At 34.1% G+C, this 20952-nt stretch carries 18 protein-coding genes and 1 pseudogene; 10 read left to right on the top strand and 9 right to left on the bottom strand.

All coding sequences use genetic code 11. The features are described 5' to 3' along the window. Positions 1 to 132: 132 nt before the first annotated feature. The 5 genes from CALKRO_RS11915 to CALKRO_RS11895 all read left to right on the top strand — a co-directional run bounded on the left by CALKRO_RS11915 (position 133) and on the right by CALKRO_RS11895 (position 5557). A complete protein-coding gene (locus tag CALKRO_RS11915; RefSeq protein ID WP_013431252.1) occupies positions 133 to 2427 on the top strand; it encodes a SpoIIE family protein phosphatase in 2295 nt (764 codons plus the stop codon). Beyond that, positions 2408 to 3484 (top strand): stage II sporulation protein D, encoded by a 1077-nt coding sequence (gene spoIID, locus CALKRO_RS11910; protein WP_013431251.1) that lies wholly within the window; start codon positions 2408 to 2410, stop codon positions 3482 to 3484. The genes CALKRO_RS11915 and spoIID overlap by 20 nt, the downstream gene beginning before the upstream one ends. A gap of 40 nt (positions 3485 to 3524) precedes the next feature. Then, positions 3525 to 3926, top strand: coding sequence for a hypothetical protein (locus tag CALKRO_RS11905; protein WP_013431250.1), 402 nt, complete (start codon positions 3525 to 3527; stop codon positions 3924 to 3926). Beyond that, positions 3877 to 4476, top strand: a complete 600-nt coding sequence (locus CALKRO_RS11900) for a hypothetical protein (RefSeq protein ID WP_013431249.1) — start codon at positions 3877 to 3879, stop codon at positions 4474 to 4476. The genes CALKRO_RS11905 and CALKRO_RS11900 overlap by 50 nt, the downstream gene beginning before the upstream one ends. 142 nt (positions 4477 to 4618) lie before the next feature. Further along, entirely contained in the window at positions 4619 to 5557 is a 939-nt protein-coding gene (locus tag CALKRO_RS11895; RefSeq protein WP_013431248.1) for a DUF4097 family beta strand repeat-containing protein, read from the top strand. A 171-nt stretch (positions 5558 to 5728) separates the two neighbouring features. Here the strand turns inward: CALKRO_RS11895 and CALKRO_RS11890 are convergent, their stop codons facing one another. From CALKRO_RS11890 to CALKRO_RS11875, 4 genes and pseudogenes are all read right to left on the bottom strand, one after another. Beyond that, positions 5729 to 6442: a SurA N-terminal domain-containing protein gene (locus tag CALKRO_RS11890; protein WP_013431247.1), complete on the bottom strand. Its 714-nt coding sequence runs from the start codon at positions 6440 to 6442 to the stop codon at positions 5729 to 5731. A gap of 126 nt (positions 6443 to 6568) precedes the next feature. Beyond that, positions 6569 to 8191, bottom strand: coding sequence for an NAD+ synthase (locus tag CALKRO_RS11885; RefSeq protein ID WP_013431246.1), 1623 nt, complete (start codon positions 8189 to 8191; stop codon positions 6569 to 6571). A 71-nt stretch (positions 8192 to 8262) separates the two neighbouring features. After that, positions 8263 to 8734 (bottom strand): annotated as a pseudogene (mntA, locus tag CALKRO_RS11880) (type VII toxin-antitoxin system MntA family adenylyltransferase antitoxin). Between the two features lie 67 nt (positions 8735 to 8801). Continuing rightward, on the bottom strand, positions 8802 to 9065 hold the full coding sequence (locus tag CALKRO_RS11875) for a helix-turn-helix domain-containing protein (protein ID WP_041741769.1): 264 nt from the start codon (positions 9063 to 9065) through the stop codon (positions 8802 to 8804). A 183-nt stretch (positions 9066 to 9248) separates the two neighbouring features. Between CALKRO_RS11875 and CALKRO_RS11870 the strand changes: the two genes are divergently transcribed. Both CALKRO_RS11870 and CALKRO_RS11865 read left to right on the top strand, forming a co-directional pair. Next, a complete protein-coding gene (locus tag CALKRO_RS11870; protein ID WP_041742014.1) occupies positions 9249 to 11690 on the top strand; it encodes a glycoside hydrolase family 2 protein in 2442 nt (813 codons plus the stop codon). Positions 11691 to 11898: 208 nt separating this feature from the next. After that, positions 11899 to 13734: a glycoside hydrolase family 15 protein gene (locus CALKRO_RS11865; protein ID WP_013431244.1), complete on the top strand. Its 1836-nt coding sequence runs from the start codon at positions 11899 to 11901 to the stop codon at positions 13732 to 13734. A 64-nt stretch (positions 13735 to 13798) separates the two neighbouring features. Here CALKRO_RS11865 and CALKRO_RS11860 read toward each other — a convergent pair whose 3' ends face one another. The 5 genes from CALKRO_RS11860 to CALKRO_RS11845 all read right to left on the bottom strand — a co-directional run bounded on the left by CALKRO_RS11860 (position 13799) and on the right by CALKRO_RS11845 (position 16114). Next, a complete protein-coding gene (locus tag CALKRO_RS11860; RefSeq protein WP_013431243.1) occupies positions 13799 to 14398 on the bottom strand; it encodes a hypothetical protein in 600 nt (199 codons plus the stop codon). An 85-nt stretch (positions 14399 to 14483) separates the two neighbouring features. After that, complete coding sequence (locus tag CALKRO_RS11855) at positions 14484 to 15035, bottom strand: hypothetical protein (protein WP_237699088.1); 552 nt, start codon at positions 15033 to 15035, stop codon at positions 14484 to 14486. Beyond that, complete coding sequence (locus tag CALKRO_RS14035) at positions 15025 to 15150, bottom strand: hypothetical protein (protein WP_272940824.1); 126 nt, start codon at positions 15148 to 15150, stop codon at positions 15025 to 15027. Before CALKRO_RS14035 ends, CALKRO_RS11855 begins: the two co-directional genes overlap by 11 nt. 63 nt (positions 15151 to 15213) lie before the next feature. Further along, positions 15214 to 15762, bottom strand: a complete 549-nt coding sequence (locus tag CALKRO_RS11850; protein ID WP_013431241.1) for a hypothetical protein — start codon at positions 15760 to 15762, stop codon at positions 15214 to 15216. Continuing rightward, complete coding sequence (locus tag CALKRO_RS11845) at positions 15752 to 16114, bottom strand: hypothetical protein (protein ID WP_013431240.1); 363 nt, start codon at positions 16112 to 16114, stop codon at positions 15752 to 15754. Before CALKRO_RS11845 ends, CALKRO_RS11850 begins: the two co-directional genes overlap by 11 nt. Before the next feature lie 308 nt (positions 16115 to 16422). Between CALKRO_RS11845 and CALKRO_RS11840 the strand changes: the two genes are divergently transcribed. The 3 genes from CALKRO_RS11840 (at position 16423) to CALKRO_RS11830 (ending at position 20854) form a co-directional block, all read left to right on the top strand. Beyond that, positions 16423 to 17616 (top strand): glycosyltransferase family 4 protein, encoded by a 1194-nt coding sequence (locus tag CALKRO_RS11840; RefSeq protein WP_013431239.1) that lies wholly within the window; start codon positions 16423 to 16425, stop codon positions 17614 to 17616. 40 nt (positions 17617 to 17656) lie between these two features. Then, positions 17657 to 19795 (top strand): sugar phosphate nucleotidyltransferase, encoded by a 2139-nt coding sequence (locus tag CALKRO_RS11835; protein ID WP_013431238.1) that lies wholly within the window; start codon positions 17657 to 17659, stop codon positions 19793 to 19795. A gap of 72 nt (positions 19796 to 19867) precedes the next feature. After that, entirely contained in the window at positions 19868 to 20854 is a 987-nt protein-coding gene (locus CALKRO_RS11830; protein WP_013431237.1) for a glycoside hydrolase family 5 protein, read from the top strand. The last annotated feature ends 98 nt before the right edge of the window (positions 20855 to 20952 follow it).

Genomic DNA, 20952 nt, shown 5'->3' with positions numbered 1-20952 from the left:
TGTCGTAAAAAATTTTTTAGGTATCTTACCATTTACAACAAAAAATGCTCAAGTGGACAAGTAGAATAAATTGTACAGGTAATTGGTTTACAAAAGATTTTAAAAAATTATACAAAAGGAGATGATGCTACCTTGGAAAGACTTGAGGTTCTGCAGTTTAAAAGACAGCAGACAGAAAGACCAAAGAATACTATATCAGACCGATTTTTGGTTTTTAGTGCACAGGAGTTGTTTATTCTGATTTTAGCCTTTTTGCTTGGAAGATGCAGCCTGTTTTCAAGAAGCTTTTTTTCATCTGCGTATGTTGCAAGTTTCAAAAAAAGGGATTACATGTACTATTTAGCCTCGCTTTTTTCTATCTTCGGTATAATTTCGTGCTCAGATAAAAGCTCAATATTAAAATATGTGCTTTCCATTCTTTTGATAACTACAATCAACCATTTTTTTGACCTAAACCTTTATTCAAAGGCGCTGCTCTGCGCTTTGAGTGTAGGAAGCAGTGGTAGCATTTCTATTTTTCTGTTTTCCAAAGCACCAATAGAGTTTTTGTATCTTGTACTTGAGATGGTTGGGTGTTTTTGGGCAGTGATTTTGTTTGAGAGGTTTTTTGATGCGGTTTTTTCTAAAAAAGTATATTCGACTGACCAGACAGTAAATGTGGTTGTAGTTCTGAGTTTGAGTTTTTTGGGGCTTTCAAATGGCTTTGATTCAGTGCTTGCTGTAAGATATGTGCTATTTTTCATTCTAATTTATTCGATATCGCTTTTCTATGGAATGACAATAGCAACTGCAATGGGATTTGTTGTTGGACTTTTAGAGAGTATTAATGAAGCAGCAAGTTTAGAGATTTCGTGTGCATTTGCATTCTCAAGCCTCATTGCAGGGCTTTTTAAAGGGTTTGGGAAAATCGGAGTTTCTCTTGGTGGATTTTGTGGGTATATTATATCCATGTTTTACATATCGTCAAATCCAACAATAAGAATTCGTGAAATTTTGGTAGCAGCTGTACTTTTCTGTCTGTTTCCATTAGAAAAAATTGTAAAGCTACAAAATACTGATGAGAGGGAGGTACAGAGAATGATAAAAGAAAAGATTTTTGGAGTTGCATCTATAATTGAAAATATACAACAGAATGTTTGCAACAAACCAGCAGTTTTGATTTGCAAGGATGAAGCAAAGAATATTGTTCAAAGTGCGTGTCAAAAACTTTGTTTAGATTGCGGAAATTCAAATGTGTGCTGGAATATAGATTATCATAGGACAAATCATAGTTTGAACGAGATAAAAAATATAATATTGAAGAAGGGGAAGCTTTCTCAAGAAGATTTAAAAGAATTTAGATTTTTGTGTGAAAAAGCAAAAGAGTTTGAAATAATTATAAATGGTTTTTTGGAATCTTTGAAATATTCAAAGCTTGTTCAAGAGGGATCAAGTTCCAAAGAAAACATGTTCAAAACACATATAGAAATTTTAAAAGATATTGTAATTGATGCTGCAAGGATGGCTGAAAATGAAGCAAAAAAAGACATGGGAACATCAAGAGAGATTGAACTTGAACTTGCGCGGTTTGGGTATGAGGTTGAAAAAGTTGAATATGTTTCATATGATAATTATTTTCAAATAGATATAGATCTAAAAGACGGTTTCAAAGCACCAAAGAAAGCAGAGATAGAAGAGATTGTGAAAGGAGTTGTAGGTTGCAGTGTAGAAATTATATCAGAGGTGCCAAAAATCTCAGGGGGATATATAGTTTCCATTATCAAAAAACCAAACGTGCATATAGATTATTCTATATATTCAAAGAGCAAAGAAAACATAAACGGTGACAGGGTGTGCTTTTTGCAGCTCAAAAACGGAAAATTTTTAGCCTGCATATCAGACGGTATGGGTACAGGTAAAACTGCTTCAGAAAACAGCTTTATTGTTATAGATGCTCTCAAAAAATTCTCATCACTTGGGTTTGACAGAAAAATCGCAATCAGGTTTATAAACTCACTTCTTAGTATAAAAAACGCTGAAGAATTCGCATCTGTTGACATTGTGTGTATAGACAGGTTTACTCTTACGTGTGAGTTTTTAAAAGCTGGGGCAATGCCAACCTTTATCAAAAGAGGAAGTGAGGTTTTGACGGTTGAGTCAAACTCTCTTCCGGTTGGAATAGAAGCTGAAAACCAGTTTGACTTTTCAACCTGTAAGCTTCAAAAGGGTGATATGATATTTATGTTCTCTGACGGGCTTTTTGAGCTCTTGGGTGAGGATGGTGATAGGATTTTGAAAGAGTTCATTGCCAAAAACCAGTTTGTCTCAACCCAGAGCAGTGCCAAACAGATTTTTGAGTGGGCAATTTCTAATTCGTTTTTGATAAAAGATGATGTAACCATAATTGTCTTGAAAGTTGGAGGTGGACTTGAAAAAAGAGGTGAGTAAAAGAAGGTATAATTTCTTTTGGCTTGACAAAACTTTGATGCTGATTGCTCTTGTTGTGCTTTTGATTGCAAATATTGTTACAAAACCAGAACAAAATAATTCCAAAAATATGCAAAAAGAGAAAGACAAGGTTGTACAAGAAAGTGGTATTCAATCTACACCGACTTTGCCACAGAACAAAAATCAAAAAGAGGATATTTATATAAATCTCCTAAGAAAAAATAAGAACAGAATAGAAAGAATTTCGCTTGAAGAATATGTTATAGGCGTTGTAGCAGCAGAAATGCCTGCCGAGTTTAATTTGGAGGCTTTGAAAGCCCAGGCAGTTGCTTCAAGGACATATGCTGCGCGAAAGATTGTAGGTAAAGCTTTGCACAAAGGATATGAAGAAAAAAAGGTCTATCTTTGCGATGACTTTTCCCACTGCCAGGCATACATTGACAAGGATGAGATGAAGAGAAGGTGGGATAAAAACTTTGAAAAGTACTATAAGAAGATACGCATGGCTGTGGAGGAAACAAAAGGACAAGTGTTAGTTTACAAAGGTCAGGTTATAGATAGTCTGTTTCATGCCGCATCTGGCGGAAAAACTGAGGATGCTAAAGAGGTGTTTAAAGAAGAAATTCCATACTTAAAAAGTGTTGTGAGCCGTGGCGAGGAAAGCTGTCCTAAGTTTTCTGGTGAGTTTTATTTTACCTATAACGATTTGCTAAAAAGATTAAAAAAATATTTTCCCGGATTAAAAGTGAACACACAAAATATATCTTCTCAAATAAAGGTGGTTGAAAGGACAGCCACACAAAGAGTGAAAACTGTAAAAATTGGAAATACAATTTTGAGTGGGAATCAGTTCAGGAGTATCTTTGGACTTTATTCCACAGAGTTTTGGCTTTACCCTGACAAAAGGGGGTTGAGAATCCAAACAAGAGGATATGGGCATGGGCTTGGGATGAGCCAGTGGGGAGCAAACCATCTTGCACGACAGGGAAAAAATTATAAGCAAATTCTTCTTTATTACTATCAAAATGTCAAGATATGTAGGTTAAAATATAAATAGTAGAAAATTTAATACAAATTTTGGAAAGGAGAAAATTAAATTGAACTGTTATTTAGTGGAAAATAATATTGAAAAGCTAAGAAACTATATTGAAAAAATAGGGCCTGACAGGTATGCAAAAGAGTATCTTCTTAAAAAAATGGTATATCTTCACATATACATAGAAGACCTGACACCTACACAGGCAAATATAATAAAACAGACAATGCTTTCCATTGGAACAGATGCTGTTGTTAACAAAGGCTCAATAGACCACTCAGTCCAAAAGAGTGACTGTTTGGTATTTGGGAATGTCCTGCAGCTTAAAATGCTGTGTGAAAAGCTAAAAAAGCAACCTTTTAAACTGAAAGAACTTGCAGAGAAAATACAAAAGATTGTGGAGGGATTTGAACGTGATTGTCTATATTCCGGTAGAGCCGAACAAGAAAAAGATGATACTTGAAAATGGGATAAATATAGAAAAGGACTATAACAAGAAAATCGGGCTGAGGGGTGTATATGTCAAGTGCATATCGGGATTTTTAACACCTGGACATATACCAGCAGACTGGGTTGCAACAAATGTGGATACTCAAAGAACATACATTGCAAACCATGACCTTTGGCTCGCTTACAAACTTTCAAAAAATGAAATATTCAATAGAATGTATATAGAATCTATTGTGAATACAAAAAAATATAGGTTTGGAGAATACAGAAATCCAGAGATTTTGATTTTGTCTTCTGTCAAAAAAGAAGATATAGTGGATGTAAAAGAAACAATAGGTCTGTGTGATAAAATTCTTTTTCAAAGTGACCGAATATATATAGATTGTCTTGTGGAAAAAATTTTTCAAAACACAAACGTTGCAAAACACATTATTGTGGACTATTTTACAAAGCTCAGCCTTCAAAATAATGATTTCACAGCGCAGGTTGTGGAAAAAGAAGGCAGCAAACTTTATGTGTTTATTGACAGAAAAGAGGAGTGTGCATGGACTGTAGAGATTTGACAATAGTACCCCTTGAGATTTTAAGCAACTTTTACAAAATTGGCTTTGAGGTAGTATACAAAACATCTCGTTTATTATAAAATTTTTATATAAAAATTGTTTTTAGAGCTTTTCTTTTTTTGAAAACTCAAGGGGGATTTTTATGAAGTTTAAATTAATGACCATTTTACTGACATTTCTTTTAATGCTTGTTGCTTGCACACCTCAAAAAACAAAGACAAAAGAGTTTTCACAGGAAGGAAGGTGGAGGGTTTTAGACTATAATGGGAAGGCTTTTGTCATTGACTGTGACAGCTCTTTTATTGCCATCAGGGGGAAGAAGGCTACGTCTGATATTGCTATAAGATATATCAAAAAAGTGGTATGGACATATAATGAAAGTGGCAGCAATGTTAGTGAACTTGATGAGAAGGAACTGCAGAAGATTTTTGATGACATGGATTTGAGCATTGAAAACGAGGTTGACAGAGTATATGTAAAAGCAAGAGCATATACTACTTCTGAGGCAGTTTTAGCTAACAAGGTCTCAAATCCAAAAAGAGAATTTGAGTTTGAGGTTTTTCTTCCGCAGGACTGCAAAGTAGTTGTTCAAAACAATAGTGGAAGTGTAAGTGTCTCGGATATTAAAGACGGTTCTGTTTACATAGTAAATGGAGTGGGGAACATTGCGGTAACAAACACAGGTGCACCGCTTGACATTAAAAATGGTGAAGGTGATATCAAGCTTGACTATGTCAGCGGAGATTTTCTAATTAACAATGGAAAGGGCAATATAAACCTCAAAATCGAAAAAACAGGCAGCTTCAAAGTTTCAACAACAAAAGGGAATGTTGTTGCAAAGATAGATAGAATAAATGGATACGGAAATTCGTCTTTTGTAACTGTAGGTGAAGGTGATATTTCTTTTGCTGCAGGGAAAGGTGTTAAAGCAAAGATTAAGATATTAGCAAAAGGGAAGGTAAAATCTGACTTTGATCTCACAAAAACAGGAAACAGCTACTATATAGACCTTGATTCAGGGGGGAATACTATTGAGATAACAAGCCTGAAAGGTTTTGTGAGAATATATAAAAATTACTGATTTGAATAAGTGCATGGAATATATTAAATGGGATGTCTAAAAATGGAGTTTTAAAGGTTTTATTTTATTACATATGTATGTGATACCAAAAAAGGGGGTCATCCAAATATTTTTTTGGACGGCCCCTGTTATTTTTTGACTTTCTTTCTAAAAATAATAGAAGAAAAATGTTTACTGCAATTCTGAATTTAAAATTTCAATTTTTGAATTTGATTTAACTTTCTTTTTAAAATCATTTATAAATTTCTTTACTTCATCAGGTGTTGCATTAGGATGTTCCTTTACATATTCATCAACTTTTGCATTTAAATATTTGCTTATAGTTAATATTTCCTGATAAGCACTGATGACTTTTTCATTAAATTCATTTTCAGAAAGCTGTGTTTTGTACATATCTAACACTTCTTTAGCTTGCTTAGCATTTTCAATATCACCTTTTATCTTCCCATTTAAAACATCATCTATTGTTTTTTTCACATTATTAAAGTAGGCTTCAGCTTCTTCCTTTGATACTAAATATCCTTCTTTCTTTGCAGATTCCATTAAGGCTTTTCTTTCGATGAGTTCATTGAGAAGTTCTTTTTTGGTTTTTTGATAAGGAGTAACTAAGGTATTTTGTTTAGCTATAGCTCCTAATTTTACTGTATTATCAAATCGAACCTTTTCATACAGTTCAGCAATTTCAAGATCCTTTTTATAAATAGGAATACCATCAACCTTAGCAATAATGTCGCTATTATTACTCTTTTCTATTTCCAATGTTTTTTTAACTGTGAAGCTTAATTTGTCTTCACCTGAAAGAACAGTTTTCTTGAGAAGAACCCCACCAGCAATTGCTATTATTAAAACCACAAATACCAATATATTGATTGTTTTTCTTTTCATTACTATTAAACTCCAAACTTATATAAGTTTCCTTTCTAATGATAATATAAAAAAAGAAGAAAAATGTCAATATCAAAAGTTATTTACATAACAAAAAAATTTTCAAAGAATCTTATATTATATCATCTACACCCACCTTTGGACAATTGGCATGCGCCTGCCAAAACCAAACGCTTTTGATGTTACTTTCAAGCCTGGTGCTGCCTGTTTTCGCTTATATTCTGCTCTTTCCACCATCTTTATTACTTTGAGCACAAGATCTTTTGGGTATCCCATTTCCACTATTTCATTTATGCTCTTTTGATCTTCTATATATGAAATAAGTATTGGATCAAGCACTTCATACGGTGGAAGAGTATCCTGGTCTTTTTGGTTTGGTCTAAGTTCTGCAGATGGTGGTTTTACTAAAACGTTGTGTGGGATTATTTCTCTTTCCCTGTTTATATACCTTGCAAGCTCATACACAAGCATTTTGGGCAAATCTGATATAACCGCAAGCCCGCCTGCCATATCACCGTAAAGCGTGCAGTATCCAACTGCAAGTTCAGACTTGTTACCAGTTGTTAAAACAAGCCGGTTTTCCCTGTTTGATATAAACATGAGGATATTTCCACGAATTCGTGCCTGAATGTTTTCCTCTGCCAAGTCCTGCAGAGCAATTTCGCTTCCATTAAACATTTTAAGATAAGCTTTAAATGGTTCTTCAATAGAATAAACCCTAAATTCTATGCCAAGGTTTTCTGCAAGCTGCTTTGCATCTTTTAAACTGTGCTCTGAAGAATATCGCGATGGCATGGCAACACCAAGCACATTTTCAGGTCCAAGCGCTTCTGCTGCCAAACAGCAAACAACTGATGAGTCAATTCCTCCAGAAAGACCCACTACTGCCTTTTTGGTTATTCCTGTCTTTTCAAAATAATCTCTTATTCCAAGCACAAGCGCTTTTTTAATCCATGAGATATCTTCATGTATTTCAACTTCAGGCATCTTATCAATCTTTTCAAGCTCAATTTCCAATATGTCCTCTTCAAATTCTTTTGCTTTTGCCACAACCTTGCCGTTTGAACTAACAACAACGCTGTTTCCATCAAATATCAGTTCATCGTTGCCGCCAACCTGATTTACATATATAACAGGAATGCCATACTTTGTTGCAGCCTCTTTCAGAACTTTTAACCTCTGAGTTTTAAGTTTTGTGTAGTGAAAGGGTGATGCAGAAAGGTTTATAAACATCTTTGCACCCTTTTGAGAAAGCTCATCGAGCACATTTATGTCATACATTGCATTTTCATCGTTGTTTATGTTCCAGATATCCTCACATATGCTTATACCAAAGTTTATCCCTTCAATAGTCACAACCTCTCTTGCAGGGCTTGGGATAAAGTACCTGTTTTCATCAAATACATCATAAGAGGGTAAAAGAGTTTTGTGTATAATCTTTTCTATTTTGCCTTGGTGGAAAATAATAGCACTGTTGAAAAGCTTTGAAACATGGTGGCTCTTTGTTGGGCTACCTACAATCACAAAGCTATCATCCACTTCTTTTGCAATTTCTTCTATTGCCTTGTCAACAGCTTCTATAAAGTCTTTTTGAAACAAGAGATCTTTTGGAGGATATCCGCAGATTGCAAGTTCCGGAAATATAAGAATTTTTGCGTCTCTGTGCGATTTTATAATTCTTATTATCTTTTTTGTATTGCCTTCAATATCTCCAACAATGGGATTTATCTGGCAAAGTAAGACCTTCACATCTTCCACCTTCTTTGTGCTAAATGTACTCTGAGATTGTGTCAATAAAGTCTTCAAAATCATTTAAATTGTTAAGTATGATTTCGTAAACCATTAAAAAATAACATAAATGACATTCCAAAAAATTCTTCATTTTTTATACTTTCAAGAATCTTTTGATTATAGATTTCAGAATAGTAACTAAAATCAAGGTACTCTCTTAATCACACTTGTTTCAAATAAGCTTCTTTCTTCATGGTCTTTTAGAATTATCCCATCCTTTATTATGCTGTACTTAAGAAAAATATTAGCATTTTTCAGATTGACAATATCAACATCTCTTTTAAATAGAGCTTTTCCCTCTTCCATCAAAAGACCTCTTAAGATTGCTTCATTCATCGCAAGTAAATCTTCTTCGAACATAACTGCAATGTCAACATTGCTCATATTGTTAAATGTTCCTGTTGCAAATGATCCAAACAAGTATGCAAACTTTATTGGACATTCTTTGCTTATCCTCTCAACAAACTCTCTTGCCAAGTCTATAACTCTTTCTTGGTCCATAACACATCCACACAGTTTTTATCAAACTCTTTCATAAAATTATATCACAAAAAAGGAAAAAACGCTTTTATTTTTGTCCTTCCTCTTTGAACTTCCTTGGAGATAGGCCTGTGTATTTTTTAAATATCATCGAAAAATATTTATAGTCGCTAAATCCAACCTTTTCGGCAACCTCATAAGATTTTAGATTTGTAGAAAGAAGAAGCTCTTTTGCTTTGTTTATCCTGAGTTCATTTAAAAAGTCCACAAAACTTTTACCAGTTTCTTCTTTAAATATTTTGCAAAAATAATTGGGCGAGATTCCGCAAACCTCAGCAATGTCAGACAGCATCTAAAAAAGTAATCCAGGGACTTGTTGCAGGCGCTGTCAAAGGGTGATATGAAGATTTTCACCCCTTTATTTTTTTCTTAAAAAATGAGATAAAGACTAAAAATAAAGAAAGAGAAACTTGCTGTGAGAAGTATTATAATAAATTCTGAAAAGACTATCAAAAAAAACAGGAGGGTAAAAGCTGTGCGAATAAGTCTTGACGGAAAATGGAAGTTCAGAGAAGTTGGTCAGAATGAGTACTACGAGGCAAGTGTGCCAGGATGTGTCCAGCTTGATTTGATTAACCTTGGAAAGCTTCCCGATCCTTTTTATGCAACAAACGAGGTTTTATTTTATGACTTAGAAGAGAAAGATTTTGAGTATGTAAAAGAGTTTGATGTTGATAATGTCGATTTTCAGGTCAAAAAGCTTGTGTTCGAAGGAATTGACACGGTATCTGAGATTTATTTAAATGACCATTATTTGGGTAAGACTGACAACATGTTTTTGAAGTATGAATTTGATGTGAGTCTTGCACTTAAAAAAGGGAAAAACATTTTGAAGGTGATCCTTCTTTCACCAATAAAAGAGGCAGAAAGGCTCAAAAGCATTTACCAGTCAAACTACAGCTATCCGCAAAGAAGCTGGATAAGAAAGTCGCAGTATTCGTATGGTTGGGACTGGGGGCCAAGAATTCTCCAGATAGGAATCTGGAAGAGCGTGTATTTAGAGCTTCACAATGGGCTTGAAATTCAAGATGAGTTTGTAAAAGTGGAAAGTATCTCAGATGAGCTTGCCATTGTAAGGGTGTTTGCAAAGATAAACTGTTTTGAAAAACCATCCGAAGTTGAGATAGAGGTATTTGATGGTAGCTTTTCTGTGAAAGTTTTTCCAGAGGTTTATAAATCAAAAGATGGGTATTTTATTGATGAAAGGATTGAGATAGAAAACCCAAAACTTTGGTGGCCAAACGGGTATGGGGAGCCTTCTTTATATGAGTTTAAAATAACTGCAAAGACTTCAAATGAAGCTCAAGAAAAGAAGGTCACAACAGGGTTCAGGACTGTAAGAGTAATAAAAGAAAAGGATGAATATGGCGAAAGTTTTATCTTTGAGATAAATGGCAAGAAGATTTTTGCAAAAGGTGCAAACTGGATACCTGCTGATTCCATCCTGCCAAGGCTAAAAGAAGAAGACTATAAAGAGTTAATTAAAATGGCAAAAGATGCGAACATGAACATGCTGCGAGTCTGGGGCGGCGGAATTTATGAGTATGACTGGTTCTATAGCGAATGTGACAAAAACGGTATAATGGTGTGGCAGGATTTCATGTTTGCATGTGCAATTTATCCTGATGAGTTTGACTTTTTTGTTGAGAATTTCAAAAAAGAAGCTGAGTACCAGATAAAGAGGCTCAGAAACCATCCATGCATTGTGCTGTGGTGTGGGAATAACGAGAACAACTGGGGCTTTGTAGACTGGTGGCACATCGGCGATCCAGAGTTTTTGGGAAATAGAATTTACAAGAAGGTTTTGCCACAGATTCTATCAGAGCTTGACCCAACAAGACCGTACCACATCTCAAGCCCATATGGTGGGGAGCATCCAAATAGCAACACTGCTGGCGACAAACATACATGGGATATCTGGGCTGGCTGGAAAGACTATATTTACTACAAACACGACAATGCAAGGTTTGTGAGCGAGTTTGGTTTTCAGGCAGCAGCACACCTTGATACAATGAAAAAGTACATTCCTCTTAAAGACCAGACAATCTTTTCAAAAACTTTGAGAATGCACGAAAAGCAGGAAGAAGGTTTGGAAAGGCTTATAAGGTATATGGCAGGCTCAATTGGTCTACCAAAAGACTTTGACTCTTTTGTGTATTTGTCACAGTTTGTTCAAAAAGAGGCTATTAAAACCGCTGTTGAACATTATCGTAAAAATAAGTTTAGAACTGCCGGTGCTCTTTACTGGCAACTTAACGATTGCTGGCCTGTTATATCATGGTCATCAATTGATTACTTGAAAAGAAGAAAGGCGCTTTACTATGAATCAAAAAGGTTATTTGCAAAGTTTTTGCCAGTTGTTGAGTATGAGGATGGAAAACTAAAGGTATATATTGTTAGTGATGAGCTAGAGCCAAAACAAGGTAAGCTCAATATTACAATCTGGAACTTTGACGGGCAGAAGTTATACGAGAAAAACCTAACTGTGGAAATTCCTGAAAATGGTGTGATTGAGGCATTTTCTGAAAAAGTAGAAAACTTGAATATTTTGAAGGGTGAGTGGTTATATATACCCAAACATGTTGAAACGGCTGTAATTGGAGATAAGATAGACAGAGGACTTTTGGAAAGCATAGTTTTTGTGAGCCTTTTTGTCGATAGAGTGGAGTACGAAAACTACTTTGTATTTGAAAAGCCAATAAACCTTGAGCTAAAACCCTGCCAGTTTGAGTACGAAATAAAAGATGACCATATTATAATAAAACCCAAAACTCCTGCAATCTGCCTTATAATTGAAGCTGACAGGGATGTAGAGAACAACTTCATTTTTGCAAGACCTGAAAAGGAGTACAAAATCCGCTTAAACAGTGCTCAAGTTAACAAGGTTTGGGATTTGCTTGAGATGGTAATAAGGTAAATATTTTAAATATGAATAATAAAAGTCCTCTCTGACAAATAATGATATAATAAAATTTGCTGTCAGAGAGGATTTTGTTTTTTTAAAAAGAAATAGGAGAGAATAAAAATTAGTAAAATTGCTGAATGCACAAATGTTGTAATATCTGATATAATAAAATCACTGCAAATGTTTGCGCAACAATTTGTATATAGGAAAGAGGGATCATATGAGAAAGCCGCACGTAGTAGAAGCTATAATTGGGAATACAAAGGTTTTAGGGCAGCTTGATTCAAATGGCATATTGCAAAGGTTTTATTGGCCTGCAGTAGATTATTATCAGCAGCTAAAACTCTTTTTGGCAGCTGTTTTTTTGGATGGGCTTGTATTTTTCGAGGATGAAAGTTTTAAGATAAAAAGTGGATATAGGGATGATTTTGCATACTTTTTTGAATATAAAATTGCAGACAAAACAATTTTTCAGCTTGATTTTGTTGATTTTGAAACAGACAGCTTGGTTCGTTTATGGGAAACTGACTTTGAAGACTTCTATGTCTTTTTAGAACCCATGATAAATTCTTCAAGTCTTTTTAATGCTGCAAAGGTTGATAAGGAAAATGAAATAATCTATGCATATTTTAAAGGGACATATATAGGTCTTGCTTTTGAGAATAAGATAAAAAGCTTTACAGTAAAAAACGGAATTAGTGATGCAAACGATAATCAATTGGAAGGTTGGAGTGAGGCAACAAACCCTCAGATTGCTGTAAAACTCAAAAATACAGAGAGGGTTGTATGTTTTCTTGCTTTTGGAAACTCAAAAGATGAAATCTATCAAAAGCTTTCTTATTTAAAGCAAAAAGGGTATGACGAAATTTACAGGCAAAACAAAGCCTTTTGGGAAAAGAAATTTTCAAAAGTAAAGCTCATTTGCACACAAGACCCAAAAGATATGCAGCTTCAGAAAAGAAGTGCCTATGTATTTTATACTCTGCAGAACTCCAAAACAGGTGGAATTTTAGCTGCATCAGAGGTTGACGAGAAGTTTTTCCACTGTGGCGGGTATGGTTTTGTGTGGGGAAGAGACGCTGCGTTTATAGTATCTGCAATGGATAAGCTTGGACTCTCAAGGGAGGTTGAAAAATTTTTTGAATTCAAATTTTCTTGTCAGGAAAAGGAAGGATTCTGGGACCAGAGATATTACACAGATGGCAGCTTGGCACCAAGTTGGGGAATTCAGATTGATGAGACTGCTTCTGTTGTATGGGGATTTCTCAGCTACTGCGAAAGACAAAATTCCTTGCATTTGATTGATTTGTATAAAGATAAGCTTAAAAAAGCACTGTTGTTTTTGATAGCTGCAGTGGACAGTACAAAAGGAGTTGTGTGCAGAAGCTTTGACTTGTGGGAAGAAAGAGAAGGAATTCATCTTTACTCAAATGCAAGCATTTATGCTGCGCTGAAAAAAGCCAAAAAATATTTTCCTGATCTTGAAAGCGAAATTGAAATGAAATTAAAAGCAATAAAAAATCAGATGGTAACAAGATTTTACAGTCCTAAACTTTCCCGGTATGTAAGGTCAACAGATGTTAGAATTTCACATGAGGAATTTTTAAAGCTTCCTGAAGAGAACAGGTACATGCAAAAAGATGAGAGATATGAGATAACCTATTATTTCAAAAAGCAAGATGAAGTTGTTGACATTTCAATGCTTGGCATTTATTATCCTTTTGAAATGGTAGATAGCAGCGATAAGGCTTTCAAAACAACCATTTTGGCTATTAAAAGGGAGTGTCAAAATTCAATTGTCGGGGGCTACAAGAGATACTCTGATGACAGATACATTGGTGGAAATCCATGGATACTAACAACACTCTGGCTTGCAATTTACTACAAAAAAACAGGGCAGATTGACAGGGCAGAAAGACTTTTTGAGTGGGCAAAAGCGCACAGTTTGCCAAACGGACTTTTTCCAGAGCAGGTTGACAGGCTTACTGGCAAGCCTGCATGGGTTGTTCCTTTAGCATGGTCTCATGCAATGTATGTGCTGTATCTTTATGAATAAATTAATGATAAAAATAAAGACCAGCTTGTTTGTTTTAAACACAGCTGGTCTTTTAGTTTTATTATTACACAGGATTATAAGGTAAATATTTCTCCAATCTCTTTTTTAAAGGTTGATATTTAAAGGTTGTTTTTCCAATTATTTTGCCATCAATAAATTTTATTTCGATGTCATATGTTGCTTCTTCCAGTTGAGAAAAGTCGAGAATGATATGTTCTGCATACTTTATTAAGTAATTATTGTTTTCTTCTCCTGGTGGAATATTAGCTAAGGAGAAATAACATTTTTCAGAATTCTTTTTTATCTCGATAATAATAGGGCATGTATCAACAGGGTTAATTAGTTCAATATATACTACAAACTTTTTATCATTCCCAAAAAGAACATGGGTTTCATGTAATAGTTTTAAAAATCCATCTTCAGTTTTAAACGTTTCCAAACCAATTTTTACTTTTTCTATTTTTAACTCTTTTTTTAATTTTTTTAGTTTTTCAATAGTTGCAAAAATTATTAATTGTTCGTTACAAGCAATAATAAAAGCTTCATTTTCTTTTAAGAAAGTTGAAATATTAATAAAATCACTATTTCTCTCACATTCAATGATATTGTTTTCTGTGATGATTTTCACTTCTTGAAATGTATCTAAAGGAAGATAAAGATTCATTTGAATTTACCTCGCACTTTAAGTTATTTATAGGGCAACCTTTTACTAAATATTTCAAATCATAAAATTAGTTTTACAATTTGCTTTATTTTAATAACAAGTTTAGTATTTCAAAGAAAACAATACCTACAACACATATTGTGATATACAAACCAATACCTTCTAAAGATGGGACAAAAATAATCAAAAGTATTATTGTCGCAAGTATAAAGAAGACTACTATTTTGCTAAAGTTCTTATATTTATAAAATTTCACTTTTTCTAAATGAAAAAAGCGGATGGTAAAAAGTGCAAACAGAAATTCAAATATTATTAACGTTAAAAGAAGTTTTAGTGAAGATATAATCTTGAGCAAAAATATACCAATATCAAATAAGCAAGAGAAACTAATAAAAAATATCACAGGTTTTATTAAAATTTTTCTTGAGTAACCATTTAAATTTTGTTCTACTGACAAATCTAATATGCTGTCAACTGCTACTCCAACTACAATAAATAGTTGTGCAATTCTGTTTGTTATATTTCCTTTTAAAATTGGTGAGTTTCTATTGAGATAGAAGAAAATTAATGTCAAAAGTGAAAGAATAATTCCGCTGAGTGCCCAATTCAAAAAGTTATGTTTGGTTTTATTTTCCATACTCATTCCAACCTCGGACAAATCCTTTTACAAAAGATATACCAGTTGTGAAATATTCTCCATATTCAAATATTTTAATTATCTCTTTTGCAAAAGCATTTGTAGCACTGGACAAACTATCTTGTTCTACTCCTCTTAAACATATATCCATTTTTCATTATATTAAATCAAAAAAGATTTATCTTAATGTAAAATTTAATACCTCAAAAAGTATTGTAACAAAAACAAAAATTAATAAATATCTATACATACCTTCTATTTCAGGGAATATTATTCCCAAGAAAATTCCTAACAAGAGAGCAGATAATATAATAATTTTTGTATAATTTTTGTAATTCTTGAATTTAAGAATATATAAGTAATTAGAACGCAGAACAGAATATGTGAAAAAAATTTCGAGCAAGATAAAAGCTCCCAAGTCTTTTATACTTGGTATTATTTTTAAAACTAAAAGACCAATGTTTAGGGGTAGAAAAAAGAAAACTAAAAATAACAGAAAGTTATTTAATAAAATTCTAAGATGTACTTTGTTAGAATTTTCAATACATTTAGCATCAATTATTGCACCGACTATTATTCCAACTACAATCAACAATTGAATAATTCTGTTTAAAGGATTTTCTTTAAAGTAAGAAGAGTCTTTTAAGTAGTAAACAGCATAAACGAGCAGTGTAGAAGTAATGCATCCAGCTAAGATCCAACTAAAATAACTTTTTTTATTTTCCATACTCTCTCCAACCTCTAACGAAACCTTCTCCAAATGACCAACCTATTGATATCCATCCGACAATTCCAGGTGATTTAATTACTCCTTTTGCAAAACCACTTACAGCTCCAGACATGCCAGCTTGTCCTATTCCTCTTAATGTATATCCATTTTTCATTACAGCATTAAATTCTCTGATTTGTTTGTAGCCACTAATACCGCCTTTAATGCCATTTTCCAAACCTGAAGCTATTGCTGTTCTTTCTATATCATTTATGATTTCTTTGACACCTTCTTTCACACCATTTAAAACTCTTCCGCCAAACTCTTTTAATTCCTGTATTGGATTTGTTCTCGTAGCATATACCTGCATTCTACATAACCCCTCCCCTAAAGTTGTATTTTAGAAATTAAGCTGATATTTTAAATATACCATAAAAAAAAAAAAAAAAAACAACATCAATAATGTCAAAATTTAGATAAAATATTTATGCAAGTTATATAATTTGCAAAAAGAGTTCTGAGGAAAAGATTTGCAAACTTAAAGTATTATAAATTGGAGAAGATAATATTAGAAAAAGAAATTAAAAATATAGAAAAATTTTTGTTAATACTATACACAAAGTGGTATAAATTATATAAACCCTCTTAAAAAATTGCCAAAAGAAAGGAGATGAATGGTTGCGGATACTTCAACTTACATGGGAATATCCACCAAGGATTGTTGGTGGCATCTCAAGAGTGGTCAGAAGCATTTCACAGAAGCTATCTGAAACAGACATAGTTTATGTTGTTACCATTTCAGAAGACTACGAAAGAATAGAAGATCATGGGAATCTTAAGATATTTAGAGTTCCAGTGTATCCACTAAATTCCCTTAACTTTATTGACTGGGTCATGACAATGAACATGTCACTTGCTGAAAAAGCCATATATATATCCCAAAAAGAAGGAAGATTTGACATAATCCATGCGCATGACTGGCTTGTAGCATTTGCTGCGCGCATCGTTAAGTACGCTCTTCGAATTCCGTTGGTTGCTACAATTCACGCAACAGAACACGGACGAAACGGCGGTATATACACAGATATGCAGAGGTTTATTCACAATGTTGAGTGGTGGCTGACATTTGAGGCATGGAAAGTAATTGTGAACTCTGAGTTTATGAAGAATGAGTGTGAAAGAATTTTTAGTTTAACACCAGACAAATGCATTACTATTCCAAATGGTATAGATTATGATGAGTTTGCAAATGTAGAGTTTGATTTAGAATTTAGAAGAAAGTATGCAATGAACAGTGAAAAGATAGTCTTTTTCATTGGAAGACATGTTTATGAAAAAGGAGTTCACATCTTGATAGAAGCTTTCAGAAAGGTGCTTGATAATTTTTATGATGCAAAGCTCATAATTGCTGGAAGTGGTCCAATGACAGGTGAACTTTACTCAAAAGCTCACTTTTTAGGGCTTTCACATAAAGTGATGTTTACAGGTTTTATTTCTGATGAAGAAAGGAAAAAACTATTTAAAGTTTCTGATATTGCTGTGTTCCCAAGTCTTTATGAACCTTTTGGAATAGTTGCTTTAGAAGCAATGGCATCAGGATGTTTGCCAGTTGTATCTGATACAGGAGGTTTTTCTGAGATTGTAAAACACCTTCACAACGGACTTACTTTTTTCTGTGGAAATTCAAATTCACTTGCTGATATGATTTTGCTTGCCTTAAAAGATGAGTATCTGCGTCAAAAACTTTCAAGACAGGCACAAAGTGATGCAAAAGAGATTTATTCATGGGACAAAATTGTAAAAAGACTAAAGAACGTATACGAAATGATTGTCACAGAAGCAAAAAAGATGGAATGGTTTTCAGTACGTTAGAGGAAAATTTCAAAGTCAAAAGGAGGAGGTCTAAAAAAGTATGAAAGGCGTTATAATGGCAGGTGGGTCTGGAACAAGGCTCAGACCCTTGACTGTCTCACTTCCAAAGCCGATGATACCTTTTTTCGGAAAACCTGTGATGGAGTATGCGGTAAAGCTTCTTAAAGCTCATGGCATTTTTGAAATTGCAACAACTCTTCAATATCACCCTGACAAGATAATCAACTATTTTGAAGATGGACAAAAATGGGGGGTTAATATTCAGCACTTTATTGAAGACAGGCCTCTTGGCACGGCAGGTTCTGTCAAGAATGCAAAAGTTTTTTTGGATGATACTTTTGTCGTTTTGAGTGGAGATGGAATTACAAATGCAGACCTCACAAGAGCGATAGAATTTCATAAGCAGAAGGGCAGCAAGGTCACAATTGTATTAAAAGAGGTTGAAATACCTATAGAGTATGGAATTGTTCTTACAGACGAAGAAGGAAGAATTCAAAGGTTTTTTGAGAAGCCTTCCTGGAGCGAGGTCTTTTCAAACCTTGCAAACACAGGGATATATATAATTGAACCAGAGATACTTGACTATATAGAAGATGGCAAACCATTTGATTTTAGCAAGGACTTGTTCCCTAAACTTTTGAAAGAAAAAGTTCCCATATTTGGTTTTGAGATGGATGGATACTGGTGTGACATTGGAGATGTAGGAAGCTACATCAAAGCTCACAGAGATGTATTTAAACTTGGTGGAATACTTGACCTTGATCTAAAAAGTTCTCAAATTTCCAAGAATTCTATCATTTCACCTAATGCGAAAATAAGTCGGAGCGTGTTTATTGGAAGTGAGTGTGAGATAGAAGACGATGTTGAAATAGGAGAGTTTTGTGTAATTGGTGATGGTGTAAAGATTGCAAAAGGAAGCAAGCTTGAGAGGGCTATACTGTGGAGCGGAAGTTTCATAGGAAAAAACTGTGAGCTCAAAAGCTGTATCATCTGCAGCAAATCCATTTTGAAAGACTATGTAAGAGTGTCTGAAAAGGCAGTTGTGGGTGAAAACAACCTTTTGAAAGATTTTGTTGAGGTTAAAGCTGAAGCCAAAATCTGGCCAGAAAAAACAATTGAATCTGGCACAGTGATAGATGAAAACATCTACTGGGGAACAGAGGTTATAAAGAGCGTGTTTTGGGTTCGTGGAATTACAGGTGATTTTAATCAGGAGATAACACCCCAGTTTGGCATAAAACTTGGAAATTCAATCGGTTCTGTCTTTGACAGAAATGCAAGAATTTTAATTGGTGATGACTACACAGAAAAAAGCAGCGTTATTCGAAAAGCTATTGAAACAGGCTGCCAGATAACCGGTGCAAGACTTTACAGAACAAGAGGGATAATACTTCCAGTTTTCAGATACATTGTCAAAGACTATTATGATGCTGGCATTTATGTTCGATCAAGAGGTAACAGCATACGAATTGAAATATTTGACCATAATGGTATTAACATTGACAAATCACTCGAAAGAAAAATTGAAAACCTGTTTGTTACATGTGATTTCAGGACATCCTCAAACATCAATTTTGTCAATGAACTTGTCTCATCACCGCTTGAGATGTACTTTGCGAGGCTTGAAGAGACATTTGAAAGCGCCAAGTTCAAAGGGTTAAAGGTTTGCATAGTTTCGGAAGACAAATCTATAATTTCACTTTTTGATAGGATTTCTGAGCGATATGGCTTAAAAAGTACCTTAATCAGTGGTGGATCTAAACAGTGTATAGAGAATCTTAAAAACATGTGTATACAGAGCGAATATGATGCGGGGTTTTTAATTGACAGACAAGGTGAACATTTCATTATGATGGTAGGAGATTGCACAGTATATGGGGAAAAGCTAAAAATGCTTCTTGCCTGGCTTGAGATGAAAAAGTTTAGGAATAATCATATTATATTGCCTGAGTTTTTCAAAGCGTTTTTGAGTGATGTAGACAAGCTTTTAGATGTTCCTGTAAGATATACGGGTAATGAGATTAGAGATTATATGAAAGTTATTTTAGAGGAAGGTATTAATTACTTTTTCTACTACGATGCAGTTTCATCAGTGATGCTAATATTGGAAAAACTTGCTGAAGTGAAAGATTTGATAGAAAAAGTAAAGAAATTAGAGGAAGTTCATGTGTTGAAATAATTAAAATATATAAGGAAAGGGGAATTAGAGTCTGCCCTTTCCTTTTGATTTTTTAGTAAAGGAGAGTAAACAATGAATAAATTACCAAAATACAAAGGATTCAATCTACTTGGTCTTTTTGTTCCAAATATGAGCTATGGATTTTTTGAAGATGATTTTAAATGGATGCAGGAGTGGGGATTTAACTTTGCAAGAATACCTATGAACTACAAGAACTGGTATGTGGAAGGGCGACCGGAAATAAAAGAGGAAGTTTTAGAAATGGTAGACAAAATTGTTGTCTGGGGGCAAAAGTATGGTATTCATATCTGTTTGAACATTCACGGTGCGCCAGGTTATTGCGTGAATGAAAGAACAAAAGAAGGCTATAACCTGTGGAAAGACAGAGAACCTCTTGAATTATTTGTATTATATTGGCAGACATTTGCTAAAAGGTATAAAGGGATATCTTCAAAACATTTGAGTTTTAACCTTATAAATGAACCAAGACAGTATTCAAAAGAGGAGATGACAAAAGAGGATTTTATAAGAGTTATGACATATACAATTGAAAAGATAAAAGAGATTGATAAAGAGAGGCTTATTATAATTGACGGTGTTGATTATGGCAATGAACCTGTTTTTGAGCTCACAAATTTAGATGTAGCACAAGCTTGCAGGGCATACATTCCGTTTGAGCTTACCCATTACAAGGCAGAGTGGGTTGAGGAGAGTAACAAATTTGCTGAGCCATCGTGGCCGCTTGTACGCGAAAATGGTGAGGTTGTTGACCAGGATTATTTAAGAAGGCATTATGAAAAGTGGGCAAAATTATTTGAATACGATGTTGGTGTAATTTGTGGTGAAGGTGGAGCATACAATAAAACACCCCATCATATTGTTGTGAGATGGCTGGCTGATGTATTGGATGTTTTAAAAGAGCTTGGGATTGGGATTGCGCTTTGGAATTTGCGTGGTCCTTTTGGAATTATTGATTCTGGAAGAGATGATGTCGAATATGAAGACTTTTATGGGCACAAGCTTGATAAAAAGTTACTCGAACTTTTGTTGAGATTTTGAAAATATATGTCTAAATTTTTATAGTTGAATAAAATGGAGTCATATAAGATAAAAGTGTGACTCCATTTTTTATTTTGAAAAGACATATTTTAATAAAA

Source organism: Caldicellulosiruptor kronotskyensis 2002 (assembly GCF_000166775.1).
Lineage (GTDB): Bacteria > Bacillota > Thermoanaerobacteria > Caldicellulosiruptorales > Caldicellulosiruptoraceae > Caldicellulosiruptor > Caldicellulosiruptor kronotskyensis.
The sequence above is the reverse complement of the archived record's forward strand: the minus strand, read 5'-3'. Positions and strand labels throughout refer to the sequence as shown.